14 protein-coding genes are annotated in these 14,855 nt (G+C 46.0%); 11 read left to right on the top strand and 3 right to left on the bottom strand.

Going from position 1 to position 14,855, the window contains the following annotated elements; all coding sequences use genetic code 11:
* Positions 1 to 58: 58 nt before the first annotated feature.
* On the bottom strand, positions 59 to 1,471 hold the full coding sequence (locus ACDD58_RS06410; RefSeq protein WP_110104023.1) for an ATP-binding protein: 1,413 nt from the start codon (positions 1,469 to 1,471) through the stop codon (positions 59 to 61).
* A gap of 114 nt (positions 1,472 to 1,585) precedes the next feature.
* Here ACDD58_RS06410 and ACDD58_RS06405 point away from each other — a divergent pair, with 114 nt between their 5' ends.
* Positions 1,586 to 2,998, top strand: a complete 1,413-nt coding sequence (locus ACDD58_RS06405; protein WP_118615416.1) for a relaxase/mobilization nuclease domain-containing protein — start codon at positions 1,586 to 1,588, stop codon at positions 2,996 to 2,998.
* A 222-nt stretch (positions 2,999 to 3,220) separates the two neighbouring features.
* Here ACDD58_RS06405 and ACDD58_RS06400 read toward each other — a convergent pair whose 3' ends face one another.
* The gene (locus ACDD58_RS06400) at positions 3,221 to 3,577 is read right to left on the bottom strand and encodes a helix-turn-helix domain-containing protein (protein ID WP_009272648.1); all 357 of its coding nucleotides are present in this window, start codon (positions 3,575 to 3,577) and stop codon (positions 3,221 to 3,223) included.
* A 220-nt stretch (positions 3,578 to 3,797) separates the two neighbouring features.
* Here ACDD58_RS06400 and ACDD58_RS06395 point away from each other — a divergent pair, with 220 nt between their 5' ends.
* The 7 genes from ACDD58_RS06395 (at position 3,798) to ACDD58_RS06365 (ending at position 11,760) form a co-directional block, all read left to right on the top strand.
* A complete protein-coding gene (locus ACDD58_RS06395) occupies positions 3,798 to 4,763 on the top strand; it encodes an AraC family transcriptional regulator (protein WP_118192063.1) in 966 nt (321 codons plus the stop codon).
* A 141-nt stretch (positions 4,764 to 4,904) separates the two neighbouring features.
* Positions 4,905 to 5,501 (top strand): MptD family putative ECF transporter S component, encoded by a 597-nt coding sequence (locus tag ACDD58_RS06390; RefSeq protein WP_015535748.1) that lies wholly within the window; start codon positions 4,905 to 4,907, stop codon positions 5,499 to 5,501.
* Positions 5,501 to 6,253, top strand: coding sequence for an energy-coupling factor transporter transmembrane component T (locus ACDD58_RS06385; protein ID WP_097793456.1), 753 nt, complete (start codon positions 5,501 to 5,503; stop codon positions 6,251 to 6,253). Before ACDD58_RS06390 ends, ACDD58_RS06385 begins: the two co-directional genes overlap by 1 nt.
* Positions 6,250 to 7,716 (top strand): ABC transporter ATP-binding protein, encoded by a 1,467-nt coding sequence (locus ACDD58_RS06380; RefSeq protein WP_118615414.1) that lies wholly within the window; start codon positions 6,250 to 6,252, stop codon positions 7,714 to 7,716. The genes ACDD58_RS06385 and ACDD58_RS06380 overlap by 4 nt, the downstream gene beginning before the upstream one ends.
* Before the next feature lie 126 nt (positions 7,717 to 7,842).
* Positions 7,843 to 9,627 (top strand): ABC transporter ATP-binding protein, encoded by a 1,785-nt coding sequence (locus ACDD58_RS06375; protein ID WP_156833029.1) that lies wholly within the window; start codon positions 7,843 to 7,845, stop codon positions 9,625 to 9,627.
* Positions 9,628 to 11,376 (top strand): ABC transporter ATP-binding protein, encoded by a 1,749-nt coding sequence (locus tag ACDD58_RS06370; protein WP_370776477.1) that lies wholly within the window; start codon positions 9,628 to 9,630, stop codon positions 11,374 to 11,376. It begins immediately after the preceding gene.
* A gap of 18 nt (positions 11,377 to 11,394) precedes the next feature.
* Positions 11,395 to 11,760 (top strand): metal-dependent transcriptional regulator, encoded by a 366-nt coding sequence (locus ACDD58_RS06365; RefSeq protein WP_009272644.1) that lies wholly within the window; start codon positions 11,395 to 11,397, stop codon positions 11,758 to 11,760.
* Positions 11,761 to 11,853: 93 nt separating this feature from the next.
* Here the strand turns inward: ACDD58_RS06365 and ACDD58_RS06360 are convergent, their stop codons facing one another.
* Complete coding sequence (locus ACDD58_RS06360; protein ID WP_167511200.1) at positions 11,854 to 12,009, bottom strand: hypothetical protein; 156 nt, start codon at positions 12,007 to 12,009, stop codon at positions 11,854 to 11,856.
* 218 nt (positions 12,010 to 12,227) lie between these two features.
* Here ACDD58_RS06360 and ACDD58_RS06355 point away from each other — a divergent pair, with 218 nt between their 5' ends.
* From ACDD58_RS06355 to ACDD58_RS06345, 3 genes are all read left to right on the top strand, one after another.
* Positions 12,228 to 12,641 carry a sigma-70 family RNA polymerase sigma factor gene (locus ACDD58_RS06355; protein ID WP_141267550.1) on the top strand — a complete coding sequence of 138 codons (414 nt, stop codon included), beginning with the start codon at positions 12,228 to 12,230 and terminating at the stop codon, positions 12,639 to 12,641.
* A gap of 537 nt (positions 12,642 to 13,178) precedes the next feature.
* Positions 13,179 to 13,409: a helix-turn-helix domain-containing protein gene (locus ACDD58_RS06350; protein WP_008728422.1), complete on the top strand. Its 231-nt coding sequence runs from the start codon at positions 13,179 to 13,181 to the stop codon at positions 13,407 to 13,409.
* A gap of 126 nt (positions 13,410 to 13,535) precedes the next feature.
* Complete coding sequence (locus ACDD58_RS06345; protein WP_370776474.1) at positions 13,536 to 14,711, top strand: tyrosine-type recombinase/integrase; 1,176 nt, start codon at positions 13,536 to 13,538, stop codon at positions 14,709 to 14,711.
* Positions 14,712 to 14,855 lie beyond the last annotated feature (144 nt).

Below are 14,855 nucleotides of genomic sequence, written 5' to 3'. Positions count from 1 at the left end.
TTGGAATGAAAAAGAAGCAGGACAATGGGAGATGAGACCCAATGCCCTGCTTCTCTGTTTATTCGGAACGAACTGTAATATATTTTTGATTGCGACTTTTAGGTTTATCGGGAATAGTCATTTCTAATTGCCCGGATTCTAAAAGCGGATTGATATGTTTCAAAGTGAAGTTTCTTAAATCTTTGAAGCCGCAAAATACTGCAAGCTCTTTCTTGGATTTTGGTGTTGTGCAAAAAGCCAAAATCTGTTTGGACACCGTTGATAGTTCAATATCTTGGTGGGTAACTTGGTGGATAACTTGGTGGGTGTCATCCTCTAAGTTGTAGTTTACATTTTTCAAGATGACCCTGAAATCTGTTGCTGTTGAGGAAAATTCAGGCTTATATGCCGCTGTATATCCAGGTAGCTTTTCGGTTTCACTGACGATTTTGCGTAGGCCACTTCCACGGCGTTCCATGTACTTCATGCGGTGGAACAGGTCAGCAATCACAGGGTTTCGCCGCATGGAACGGATACTGTAAATATCGTATTCCTGAATTGAGCCGCCGCCAAACATACCGCCAGGAGATGTGATTTCCACCCGATCATCAAACATATCAATATGGATTTCGCTGCCAAGCACAATATAATCACGATGGATAAGCGCATTGACAAGAGCCTCTGTCACAGCTCGTTCAGCATAATCCGGCTTGTCTACACGATACTGTGCCTCTTTGACAAAACGGACTTTGGAATTATTGCGAATAAATTCACTGCCGCTTTTCAGTAGATAAATCAGATTCCCTTCGTATTCTTTATCGTCCAGCGCATCATCAAAGATAGAGCCTTTTTCCAAGCCATTCCACCGGGTACAGAACATACGGGAGTTATAAACTGTGTGCTGATCGGTCATGAGCTTTCCGGCATTGGTCAAGAACCCATTTTTGTCAGCCAAACCGAAGGAGACATAATCGGATGGCTCAAAGCGGAGACCAGTCCGTTCCAGATAGGTTGCTTCCAGAAGTGTAAAGCTGTAATCCTTTTTTACCGCGTCTGTTGTTAGGGTATCAAAGGACTGATTGGTTCCCTTTAAGATCAGTTCATTCACAATGTAATCCGGTGCAATTACGCTTTCATTTCCAACACGGATGTATGCTTCCATTACTCCGTCTGCCTTGTAATAGTATGGGGTGCTGCGGCCAGGAGAAACCTCCAGAGCCAACAGGTTTTTACCATCTTCCTGCAATGGCTTTAAGATAAACTGCGGTAATGGTGTGATACGTTCTTTGATTAAGCGGCTGATCGCTTCAGCATCCTTTTGAACATCGGACAAGCCGATAGGCTCCCGGTCATCGGAGACTCCGAAAAACAGAGTGCCGCCAATTCCATTGGAAAAGGCACTGACACTTTTTAACCAGCTTTTTGGCTTTTTTATTTCGAGAGCAACTTTGAAATCACATTCGGTTGCTTCAGCAATGAGCTGTTCTATCATAAAATCCCTCCTTTGAGGTATTGGTAGTTTCTTTATATTATACCCATAAGGAGAGTTTATTTCAACGATAGGCACAAAGAGTTCAGAGAAAATATTTTGAGAGGAGGGCTTTTTATGGCAACTACAAGAATCATGCCACTTCATGTCGGCAAAGGCCGCACAGAGAGTCGGGCGATCAGTGACATCATCGACTATGTAGCAAATCCACAGAAAACAGATAATGGAAGGCTCATCGCAGGATTTGCGTGTGACAGCAGAACGGTTGATGCGGAGTTTCTTTTAGCAAAAAGGCAGTATATCGTTGCTACCGGACGAGTGCGCGGTGCGGATGATGTGATTGCCTATCATGTGCGCCAGTCCTTCCGCCCCGGCGAGATTACTCCGGAAGAAGCTAACCGGCTGGGTGTGGAATTTGCCAAGCGATTTACTAAAGGCAACCATGCCTTTGTGGTCTGCACTCACATAGACAAGTCGCACATTCATAATCACATTATCTGGTCATCGGTCAGCTTAGAATATGACCGGAAATTCCGAAACTTTTGGGGCAGTACCAAGGCGGTTCGCAGGTTAAGTGATACCATCTGCATTGAAAACGGACTGTCCATTGTAGAGAATCCGAACCCTCATGGAAAGAGCTATAACAAATGGATGGGAGATCAGGCAAAGCCCTCTCACCGAGAGCTGCTTCGTGTGGCGATTGACAACGCATTATCACAAAGTCCTGCTAATTTTGAGGAGCTGCTGAAGCTGCTGCAAGAGTCCGGCTGTGAGGTATCAAAGCGCGGAAAATCGTATCGACTGAAGCTCTCTGGTTGGGAGAAAGCCGCCCGCATGGACAGTCTGGGCGAAGGATATGGATTGGAAGATTTGCGGGCAGTTCTCTCCGGGAAGAAAGCACATACCCCGCGAAAGAAAACAGTCACACAGGCAGAGCCGCCAAAGATCAATCTGCTGGTGGACATTCAGGCAAAATTGCAGGCTGGAAAAGGCGCTGGTTATGCTCGATGGGCTAAGGTGTTCAACCTCAAGCAGATGGCGCAGACCATGAATTACCTGTCAGAGCACAACCTGCTGGAGTATGCGGTTTTGGAAGAAAAGGCTGCGGCTGCCACGGCACATCACAATGAACTTTCGGCGCAGATCAAAGCGGCTGAAAAGCGCATGGCAGAGATCGCTGTTCTGCGTACTCACATCGTAAATTATGCCAAGACCCGTGAGGTCTATGTGGCATACCGCAAGGCGGGTTACTCTAAGAAATTCAGGGAAGAACATGAGGAAGAAATTCTGCTCCACCAGGCTGCTAAGAATGCCTTTGATGAGATGGGCGTCAAGAAGCTGCCCAAGGTCAAAGAGTTGCAGACAGAGTACGCGAAATTGTTGGAAGAAAAGAAAAAGACCTATGCCGAGTATCGGCATTCCCGTGAGGAAATGCGAGAACTTTTAACGGCAAAGGCCAATGTGGATCGGGTCCTGAAAATGGAGGTAGAACAGGATGTTGAAAAAGAAAAAGACCACGGCCAGCGGTAAGCTGGTCCTGGTCAAAAGCGTTCGCAGAACGCGTAGCCACAGAATGAAATTCTGTGTTCAAAGGGGCTTGGGGGCGCTGCCCTCAACAAGCAAGCGGAGAGGAAAATCACGGAGGGATTTTCTTCTCTGCGGGCCTGTGTGTATTAACACAGGCATTGCTTGCCTCTTTTCTCCGAAAATGAAAAGAACCAGTGAGAGAATCGTTAAATTTCACTCACTGGCTCAATTCGCTTCAAATTTCTCGGACAACTCTGTAAGTTCTTTCACCGTTTCCTGGGTGTGATGCAACAGGGTGTCACGCATTTCTGGCGGACAGCTGGAATAAAGTATTTTCATCTGATTGACACCCTCATCCTCCAGAGAAATATCTGGATTTATAAGCGTATCTAAAGAGATGTGCAGAACCTTTGCCAATGCTCTCAAAATCAAATAGGAAGGATTCATTTTTCCTTTTTCGATATTGGCGATTTGCTTTACAGAAACATGGCTCAGATCAGAAAGTTCTTGTTGTGTCAGCTCTTTATTCTTTCGGGCTTCCCGCATTTTCTGCCCTAAAGCAGTTAAATCATCAATCGGCATAATCGTTCACCTCAAGAATATTGTATCGTTCCGGTTTGCACAAAGGAATAACCTTATCGTGCTTGCTAAAGAGTATGATTATACCGATTTTATAAATAAAAAAGAAAAAATGTGTTTTAGAGGCCGTAGGACTTCTGTTGCTGTAGGCTTTCCTTGACTGCTTCCAAAATATGCAGTATTATATGATTAGCTTTGACTAACCAAGAAAGGAGGGCGCACGATGACAAACCAATACATGACGAAGCTGTACCATGATCTGCTCTCCAACTCTCCGCAGACAGTGACAATAGATATTCCGGCTGATATGGGAACAGGTCAGATTTCGCAGATCGTCACGAAACAGGGAGCAGTTGTTTCAGACTGGAGAATGAATTACTTTTCGGATATGAACGTGCAGGGGGTGAGCAGCGAGGAATACATACAAATGCTGTTCTGCTTCAATGACGGTGTTTCCTGGAATATTGCAGACAACCGGCAAAGTGCCAGCATACAAAAGGGTGAATCCTGTATTTATCGCGGCCACGGGAAAATGGAATATCTGTGCTATTCTAAAAAGAGCGATTTCCTTTTCAAAAATGTGAAAATACCTCTATCCTATTTCTATAAGATTCTGAATGACTACTTTGAGGCTGGTGAGATCGAGGTCTATCAGAAAAAATTATTGGACGGCATATCAAAGGTGAATATCACGCCCTATATGGAACACATTTTTGCGGAGCTGAAAGACTTCACGCAATATCGCGGCGGGTTGGGATACCTGTTTCTGGAAAGCAAGGTCTTTGAGCTGCTATCGGTATATTTGAGCGAGGTCCTGGAGCTGAGTATTCTCGCGTCAACCTACGTTGCAATTTCCAGAAGTGACCGGGATTCCATCATAGAGGCAAAGCGAATTATTGACAGCCAGCTTGCCCTGGCTCCGAGCTGCGAGGAATTGGCGCGGCAGGTCAATATCAGCACTTCAAAATTGACGAAGGGCTTTTCCTCCCTGTTCGGAACATCGGTTCATGCGTATGTCATCGACCAGCGGTTAGAAAAGGCGGCAAGCCTGCTGTTAGAAAGTAATTTGAATGTCAGCCAGGTGGCTATACTGGTGGGATATTCAAAAGCGAGCAATTTCGCAGCGGCCTTCAAAAGGAAATACGGAGTGAATCCGAAAAACTATAAAGCAGAAGCTACGATTGGATAAATGCAAAAATACTGATTTTGGGTAGAATAAAATTGGTTTTGGGTTGGAATCGTGGGCGCAAATTGCTATTATATGTGGTGTGGTTAGAACACTCTAACCACACCACATTTTCATTTTCTCAGAGATAAGGAGGATACTGGTATGAGTTCCCAGAAAAAAAGTTCCCGGCTTGAGGGAAAAGATTTAATTACTATCGGCATCTACACCGTCATTTATGTCGTGATTGTTATGCTGGTGGCGATGCTTGGCTTTATCCCCATTTTTATTCCACTGATGGCGGTGCTGTGCCCTTTGATTGGCGGCATCCCCTATATGCTGTATGTTACAAAGGCTAAAAAATTCGGGATGACTGCAATCATGGGTTTCCTGATTGGCCTAATCATGGTGTTCTTCGGCAACGGCTATCTTACTATGGTAACTGGTCTTGTTGGCGGCCTGTTGGCCGACGTGATTCTGAAAAAGGCGGACTACAAAAGTGCAAAGAGTACAGTTCTTTCCTGCGGCGTGTTCAGCATCTGGGTGTTTGGCAACTTTGCTCCCATTTTCCTGAACCGTGAAAGCTATATGGTAATGTTGACTGAAGGATACGGCGCTGAATATGCAGCTACCCTTAATACATATATGCCTATGTGGATTGCGCCTATTCTGCTGGTTGCCTGCTTTGTGTTTGGCCTTGTCGGAGGTATGATTGGGAAAGCCATTTGCAAAAAGCACTTCCAGCGTGCCGGTATTGCATAATGGCGCGGGAAATTCTGCTCAGCAAAAAAACAGAACAAGGGCTACGGCTCGATCCGCGTACAAAACTGTTGCTCATCTTCATCATAAGCATTTTTGTCATGGGTGGAACAGGCGGAGAAGCTATGGGGCTGATCCGCCTTGTTCTTTGTACGGTTCCGGCTATATTGCTGCTTACCTCGAAACAATGTGCAAAAGCTGTGGGCTATATTGCTGTGTTTTCTGCTTTTTTTGCTGTTCAAATTTATGTTTTGCCGCACCTTACGGGGATATTGAATTTCCTCGTTCTATTTACAACAGGATTCTTCTGCCGAATCCTTCCCAGTGTTGCGATTGCTGCCTATGCAGTGAAAACAACAACGGTCAGTGAATTGATTTCCGGCATGGAAAGAATCCATATGCCTAAAGAAGTGACGATCCCCTTAACGGTCATGTTCCGCTTCTTTCCAACTGTCTTTCAGGAGTCAGAAGCAATCAGTGACGCTATGAAAATGCGTGGGATTAAACTTGGAGGGAAAAAACCTTCAAAAATATTGGAGTATAAGCTGATCCCGATGATTACCTGCTCCGTGAAAATCGGTGAGGAACTTTCCGCTGCGGCAATTACCCGTGGCCTCGGCGCTCCTGTCAAACGCACAAACATTTGCCAGCTTAAATTCAATTTTGCCGATGTGGTGCTGATTTTGTTTTGTTGCTTTGTAGTGTTTTGGGCGATTGCTTCCCCGATAATTTCCGCAGGAGGGATTTTGCCATGATAGATTTTCAAAATGTTTCTTTTTCTTATGGTGAAGAATCCAGCGGCGGAGGGATTAGAAATGTCAATCTCACCATAAACACAGGGGAATTTGTTTTACTCACGGGAGAATCCGGCTGCGGGAAAACAACGATTACCCGTTTGGTAAACGGGCTGGTGCCTCATTATTACGAAGGTAATTTAGAGGGCGATGTCCTTCTGGACGGAAAAAGCGTATCAGATACGCCGCTTTATGACTTGGCTGCTATGGTGGGATCTGTATTCCAGAATCCCAAAAGTCAGTTTTTCAACGTGGATACGGATAGTGAATTAGCCTTTGCCTGTGAAAATTTAGGCTATCCCCAAGAAGATATCCTGAAAAGGATTGACCGTACAGTTTCCGATTATCATATTGAAGATTTGATGGGGCGAAGCGTGTTTGCTCTGTCCGGGGGCGAAAAGCAAAAAATAGCCTGTGCTTCATCAAGTGTATTGCTACCGGGAATTATGGTCCTTGACGAACCATCTTCTAATCTGGATATGGCTGCTATTGATGACCTGCGGCAGGTCTTGAGCCTCTGGAAAAAGCAGGGCAAAACAATTCTGATTGCAGAACACCGCCTTTACTACCTTCACGATCTTGCAGATCGTGTGCTGTATGTAAAAGATGGGGAGATTGAACGGGAATACACGCCTGCTGAATTTGACAGTTTATCGGATAGCACTCGAAAAGAAATGGGGCTGCGGCCGTTTTCTCTCTCGAAGTTGAAGCCTGCGAATCAGTATCAGGCGCATACAGCTAAACAGATGGAATTTCAAAATTTCTGCTTTGCGTATAAAAAGCGGGAGCCGGAAAGCCTCCATATTCCGAGTGCAGAACTGCCTGTTGGAGAAACGATTGCCATTATCGGCCTGAATGGCGCTGGAAAATCTACTTTGGCCCGCTGTATTTGCGGACTGGAAAAGAAGTGTGGCCTTTTGCAGGTTGACGGGAAAACCCTTGATTGGAAAGCCCGGCTCAAACATTGCTACATGGTAATGCAGGATACCAGCCATCAGCTATTTACCGAAAGCGTGATGGATGAAGTGCTTCTAAGCATGGACAACGAGGATGAAACTGTTGCAGATGAAATCCTTAAACAGTTTGATCTGCTGGAATATAAAGACAGGCACCCGCTTTCTCTTTCCGGCGGGCAAAAACAGCGGGTAGCGATCGCATCTGCCATTGTGAGTAACCGGGAGATCATTGTGTTTGACGAACCAACCAGCGGGCTTGATCTCAAACATATGCGGGAAGTTGCGCGGAGTTTGAAGTCACTCGCGGATCAGGGCAAAACGCTTCTTGTTATTACGCATGATCCGGAGTTGGTGATGGCGGGATGTTCGTATGTAGTCCATATGGAAAAAGGGCAAGTAAAAGAAAGCTATCCATTGGACGAATCCGGCAGTAAAAAGGTTTTGGATTTTTTCCGAATCCGCCAGTGAATTTTAGAAATTATGAATGTCAGGGCCGACTTGACTGGACAGAAAGATAATGATAAGAGGCCGCTTTACTTTGGCGGCCTCTTGTTTTTGAAGCACAGACAGTACGGCTCAATATAAGGAGGGCTTATGTTCAAAAAAATCTTTGAGTACGCAGGGCCATATAAGAAAAATATGTATGTGGCCACGGTTGTCGTACTGGTCAGCGTTCTGATGGGTGTCTTGCCCTTTGTGCTGGCTTATCAGGTGATCGCGCCGCTGGTCATGGGTGAATCTATTGAAGCATCCTTTATCATTTTGCGCGTGGTTCTTGTCTTGGCGTGTCTGGTGCTGCAAGCCCTTTTCTATGGCTGGGGACTGAATCTTTCTCACAAAGCCGCTTACGACACGCTGCTTCGTCTGCGGACGGCACTTCAAAAACGGTTTGAAAAGCTGCCCCTCGGTGTCATTCAGGATAAAGGCACCGGCACAGTCAAAAAGCTGTTCGTGGATGATGTAGACAGTCTGGAAGTTTTGCTGGCTCACTCCATGCCGGAGGGAATTGCAAACCTGATGATCCCTATTGCGGTTTATGTGGCAATGTTCTTTGTGGATTGGAAACTGGCGCTTCTGTCGCTGGCATCCATTCCGATCAGTCTGATTGCCATGATGACGATGTATTCCGTTGGCATGAAGAAAATGGGGCCTTACTACATGGCCGGACAAAAGATGAACAATACCATTATTGAGTACATTAACGGTATGGAAGTTGTCAAGGTATTCAATAAGGATGCGGATTCCTATGAGCGGTTCCGCAAAGATGTATCAGATTACCGAGACTACACGCTGGCATGGTATAAGGCGGCGTGGCCGTGGATGGCAATTTACAGCAGTCTGCTTCCATGCACCATTATTCTGACTTTGCCTGTGGGCGCATGGTTCGTTCTCTCAGGCTGGTCAACTCTGCCTAATTTGATTTTGGTGCTGTGTCTTTCTTTAAGCATTGGTATGCCGCTACTGAAATCCCTCGGTTTCCTGCCTACCATGCCCCAGCTCAACTATAAAATTTCTGCATTGGAGCAGGTACTGGATGCACCAGAGCTTCAGCAGACAGAGGATGTATTCAACGGAAAAGATGACACCATTACTTATGACCATGTTTCTTTTGGTTATCAGGCCACACAGCCCGGCCCGGATGGAAAGCCTGTGGTGACCATGGATGAAGTTCTCCATGACATTTCCTTTACGGCAAAAGCTGGACAGAAAACAGCTCTTATTGGTGAATCTGGTTCTGGCAAGAGTACATTGGCAAAACTGCTGATTCACTATTATGACCCACAGAAAGGTAGCATTTCCATCGGTGGACAGAAACTCTGCAATATGAGTCTTGAAGCACTGAACAGCCGTATCTCCTATGTGGCGCAGGATCAATACCTGTTCAACACCTCTCTGCTTGAAAACATTCGGCTTGGTCGGCTGAACGCAACAGACGAAGAAGTGGTGGAGGCCGCAAAGAAAGCCCAGTGCATGGAGTTCCTTAAGAAACTTCCGCAGGGTATTTATTCGATGGCTGGTGATGCAGGAAAAATGCTATCCGGCGGTCAGCGCCAGCGTATTTCTTTGGCGCGGGCAATCTTAAAGGATGCTCCTATTGTGGTGCTTGACGAGGCAACTGCCTATGCTGATCCTGAAAACGAGGAAAAGATGGAGGCTGCTATTGCAGAGCTTGTAAAAGGTAAGACCCTTGTGGTTATCGCACACAAATTACCAGCTATTATGAACGCAGACCAAATTTGTGTTATGGATCACGGAAAGCTGGTTGCAACGGGCAAACATCAGGAGCTGATCCAGTCCTGCCCAGAATATCAAAAGTTGTGGAAAGCGGCACAGGACAGCGCCGAGTGGAAAGTACATACTGCAAAGGAGGGGAAATAAATGTTTGCTTTGTTTTCAAGAATATTGAAACTTTCTGGCCGTTATAAGAGCCGTATTCAGAGCGCATTTGTTTGTGCGTTTCTGGAATCAATTCTGTCAAAAATGCCGATTTTTCTGGCCTTTGTGGTTTTGAGCGGATTTGCAAGCAAGACAATTACCGGGCAGACCTGCCTTTATGTGGGACTTGGCCTTGCTACTGTTGTGCTGGTTCAGATGCTCGTCCACTATCTTAGTGACAGCCTGCAAAGCGCAGCAGGATATTTGATGTTTGCTGACAAGCGTATCGAATTGGGCGGTCATCTGCGGAAACTTCCCATGGGATATTTCACTTCCGGCAATATTGGAAAGATCAGTTCAGTCCTTAGTACCGACATGGTGTTCATTGAAGAAGTTGCCATGAGTACGCTGGGAAACATGATGAGCTATCTGCTGTCCTCGCTGGTTTTGCTGGCGTTCATGTTTTATCTGAATTGGCAGCTTGGCTTGATCGCCGCGATAGTTACTATTTTGGCATGGCTGGTATCTAAGGGGATGAACAAAGTTTCTCTGCGAGAAGCAGCAGGCCGTCAGGAGCAGAGCGAACGGCTGACCGATGCGGTGCTGTCTTTTGTAGAGGGCATTGGTGTTATTAAGAGCTATAACCTGCTTGGAGAAAAATCCGAAGAACTGTCCGGCAATTTCAAGCGTTCCAGAAATACATCGCTTGACTTTGAACGGAAAATGACCCCGTGGACAATGGGGCTGAATATCCTTTACGGTATTGGTATTGCGGCAATTTTTGGCCTGTCTATTGTGTTGGAACAGAGCGGTGCGCTTTCTTTGGCTTATGTGTTGGGGGTTCTGCTGTTTGTATTTGATCTTTTTGGCCCGTTGAAGGCGCTCTATGGAGAAGCCTCCAGACTGACCGTTATGAACGCAGCTCTTGATCGCATTGAAGCGGTATTAGATGAACCAGAACTTTCCGATACCGGCAAGCAGCATATTCCGGCTCAGGCACAGCCGGGACAGCCAGAAGTCCAGTTCAACGATGTTACATTTGCTTATCAGGACAAAGAGGTTCTGCATCATATCAGTTTTGCCATGAAGAAAAATTCTATGACGGCGCTGGTTGGACCGTCCGGCAGCGGTAAGTCTACCATTGCAAACCTGCTGGCGCGGCTTTGGGATGTGAAATCCGGCAATGTGACGATAAGGGGTGTGGATATTCGCAATGTACCTCTGTCGGAATTGATGGATCAGATCAGCATGGTATTCCAGCGTGTGTATCTGTTTCAGGACACCATTTACAACAATATCAGCATGGGAAAGCCGGATGCCACGGAAGAAGAAGTCTATGAGGCAGCCAGAAAAGCCCGCTGCTATGATTTCATTATGGCTTTGCCCGATGGATTCCAGACGGTAGTTGGTGAGGGTGGTGCGACACTCTCCGGCGGCGAAAAGCAGCGCATTTCGATTGCACGCTGTATTCTGAAAGATGCGCCTATCGTCATTTTGGACGAAGCTACTGCAAGTGTGGATACGGACAATGAAAGCTATATTCAGGAGGCCATTTCCGAATTGGTGAAGGGAAAGACCCTGCTTGTAATTGCTCACCGCCTGAATACGATCCAAAATGCTGATCAGATTTTAGTTATAGACAACGGCCAGATTGCACAGCAAGGAAACCATGAGGAACTTTTGATACAGCCCGGTATCTATCAGGATTTCGTCAATATCCGAAAGAGTGCGGCTGGCTGGAGTCTTGCTTAATGGCGAAAGGAGCTGCCTATGAAACTTCATACTGCCGGAGAGGATTATTTGGAGGCCGTGCTTATACTTCAAAAGAAGCTCGGTATGGTGCGTTCCGTGGATGTTGCCCGGTACATGGAGGTTTCAAAACCCAGCGTATGTTACGCAGTAGGGACTTTACGGGAGGGCGGCTTTCTGACAACAGACGAAAAACATTATCTACACCTGACCGAACTCGGTCAGAATGTGGCTGAAAAAATTTACGAACGCCATTGCTTTTTAACAAAGCACCTCATATCCATAGGTGTTGATCCTGAAACGGCGGAGGCTGATGCCTGCCGAATCGAACACGATATTAGTGCAGAAACCTATGAACGACTGAAAGAATCTATCACGAAAGAATAATTACATAGCGCATGAACCTGCCCCGACTACGGGGAAAGAAAAAAACCGCTGGCTGGGGCAGGTGATTTTGCACGCTCAATTTAAGTTATTACCCTAACGGCGGTTTTGAGAAATCAGAGCCGCCGTTTCTTTGCGTTTACACAAACCAATGACGACTTGCAGGGACACGGTAGCCGATTGGAGGTTATTTTGCCGTGTCCCGATTGCTTTTTCAAAGCTCACATGATCTACATCAGTTAAAAAAAGCATTGCTCCTCCTCCGGGTAAGTTTAGCATTGCATCGGCATTATCGTTCTATGTAATTAAGTACAATCGTGGCTGTTCTTGGTGCGCCAGTTTTCCATTACGGAAATCTGGCGTTTTTTGTTGCCTTTTTTTCGGAGATGATCCGATTGTCTGCCGGTGTCGGTCCCCGCCTCCATTCGATTCACCCGTCAATCACCCGTGAATCGAAATGGAGGTACATAATGAAGAAAATTAACCTTCGGGAACTTTATCCTGATATTTATACAACAGACTTTTTTGTAGATGTGACAGAGGAAGTAATGGAGACTATTCGAGCAGCTGAACGTGCGGAGGCTGCGTATGAGCGAAAGATGTATCGCTACAAGGCCCAGTATTCTCTGGATTGCGAGAATGGCATCGAAAATGCAGTGCTGTTGAAGCCGCAAACGCCGGAGATGGTTCTGGAGGAAAAACAGTTTCAGGAGCGGGTCTATGCCGCTGTGATGAAGCTGCCGGAGAAACAGGCAAAGCGAATTTATGCCCGATACTATCTGGGAATGACGGTAAATGAAATTGCCGAAGTAGAAGGTGTAGACCCAAGCCGTGTCCGAGACAGTATCCGACGTGGCTTAAAACAGCTTGGGAAATATTTTTGATAAAATTTCATTTGATGCGCCTGTTTTTTGCCTTTTTTGTCAGTGTTAATAAGAAGGACAAGTTTTCCTCCTTCATTCGTACATTGACAATCGAATAGACAGCACAACAGGTACATAACCCATGCACGAGCGAATGTGAAACGCCGCGAAGATGGAGCAGTCAGGGAGGTGATGAAAGAACTGCTTCGGAGCGATCTACGATTTCATAAAACGGATTGTGGCAGATTCGGCGCGATGACTGCATGGGGGCTTAAAGATACTTCCTCACGGCCCGCCAAAGACTTGGGGGGAACCCTGCGGCACACGATACGAACGATGCTGCGGAGTTATGACAGCCGCGCCAGCGGAGACCTGTTGTGTTCCCATCGTCAGGGGGCGTGGCAAAGGTGACGAAAGCTGAGCTTTATAAATAGGAAGCGTTTGCAGCTTCCTGTTCAAAATCAGATACCATGCGCTGGCAGTTTCGGCTGCCAGCGTATTCATGTGGCTTTGAACAAATACGATGACAAACTTGACAGATTGGAGGAAATATGCTTTATGGAAAAACTTATTACACGAAAAGAAGCAGCAGAAATTTTAGGTATCAGCATTGCAACGCTGGACGCGGCCCGTAACAATGGTCTTATTTCTTATGTGCAATATGTGCAGAATGGCTGTGTGTACTTTACTTCAGCTGGCCTTCAGGAGTATATCGCAAAATGCACCCACAGAGCAAAGCCAGCAGAAAAGAACGCAACTTATCGTAAACCTCGCAGAGCTGGAGTGTGAGCCGGTCCGTATCCTTGTCGAAATCATAATGGTCTGATAAAACATAGATACAGCGCTGGAGTCTATTCTTAGGAGGTGACGGAATTGGCCAAACGGCAAACAATAATTCCTCAATATGGAACAGTTATGAAAAGAGGTGTCCTATATTATAGGACCAGAATCAAAGACGCGAATGGTAAGCTCGTAGCTATCTACGCAAAAACACCTGAAGAACTATACAACAAAGAAACGCTTGCGTTGGAACAGATTGAGAATGCCACTTTTCATCGGAAAACGCCCACAGTTGCAGAGTATTGTGAAAAGTGGCTGCTGATGCAGTCGGTTCATGTACGAGCTACTACTTTGACGGATTACACCTCAAAGGTTAGGCGGCATATTATAGCGGAATTGGGAGATAAACGGATGGGTGAGGTTAGCCTGGATGATATTCAGCTTGCCCTTGTCCCGGTTTCCAAAAAATCTGCATCGGTTTATAAATCTGTGGTAATCCTTTACAAATCTATCTTTCGCGCAGCGATGGAAAGCAGGATTATTGACCACAACCCAACGATTTATCTGACAACAAAAGGTGGCGGTGTTCCACAAGAGGATCGTCAGGCTTTGACAGATGAACAGGTGGAGCGCCTTTTGGATGCTATCCGAGATTTGCCGCCTTATGTCTTTGTCATGATTGGTTTATATGCAGGGCTACGCCGGGAAGAAATTCTTGCTCTGCAATGGGATTCAGTATATCTGGATACAGATACTCCATATCTGACGGTAAGACGGGCATGGCACACCGAACATAACAGACCGGTGATTTCGGATGAATTGAAAACCAAGGCTGCGGAGAGAAATATCCCTCTTCCTGTTTGCTTGGCTGAGTGTTTGAAAGCAGCAAAGGAAACTTCGACTTCGGAGTATGTGGTTTCAAACCGGGATGGCGAACCGCTGTCCTACACGCAGTTTAAGCGACTTTGGCAGTATATTGTTACGAGGACGGTCAAGGAGCGGAGCTATTATCGGTATGAAGATGGAAAAAGAGTAAAGCATACTGTCACACCTGTCTTGGGAGAAAAGGCCGCTCATAACGGAAAAGTGGTTTACAGTCTGGACTTTGAAGTAACACCCCATCAGCTGCGGCATACTTACATTACCAATCTCATTCATGCATCGGTAGATCCCAAAACGGTTCAATACCTGGCAGGCCATGAAAGCAGCAAGATTACCATGGACATTTATGCAAAGGTTAAGTACAACAGACCAGATGAGCTGGTCAGATCAATGAACTGTGCGTTTGCAAGCTGGGATGCAGCACAGTAATAACAAATAGGAAATGAAGCAGGAGCGAGGCAAGGATGTCTCGCTCTTTGTTTTACCTCAGCCGTATCTTTGATTAAATCGAGGCTTTCTGATAAAAAGAGAGTGTAGATACGGAGACTACACATTATCAAGAAAGGACGATCA

The sequence above is a fragment of the Roseburia sp. genome, assembly GCF_041325975.1.
In the GTDB taxonomy this organism is placed as follows: domain Bacteria; phylum Bacillota; class Clostridia; order Lachnospirales; family Lachnospiraceae; genus Roseburia; species Roseburia rectibacter.
The sequence above is the reverse complement of the archived record's forward strand: the minus strand, read 5'-3'. Positions and strand labels throughout refer to the sequence as shown.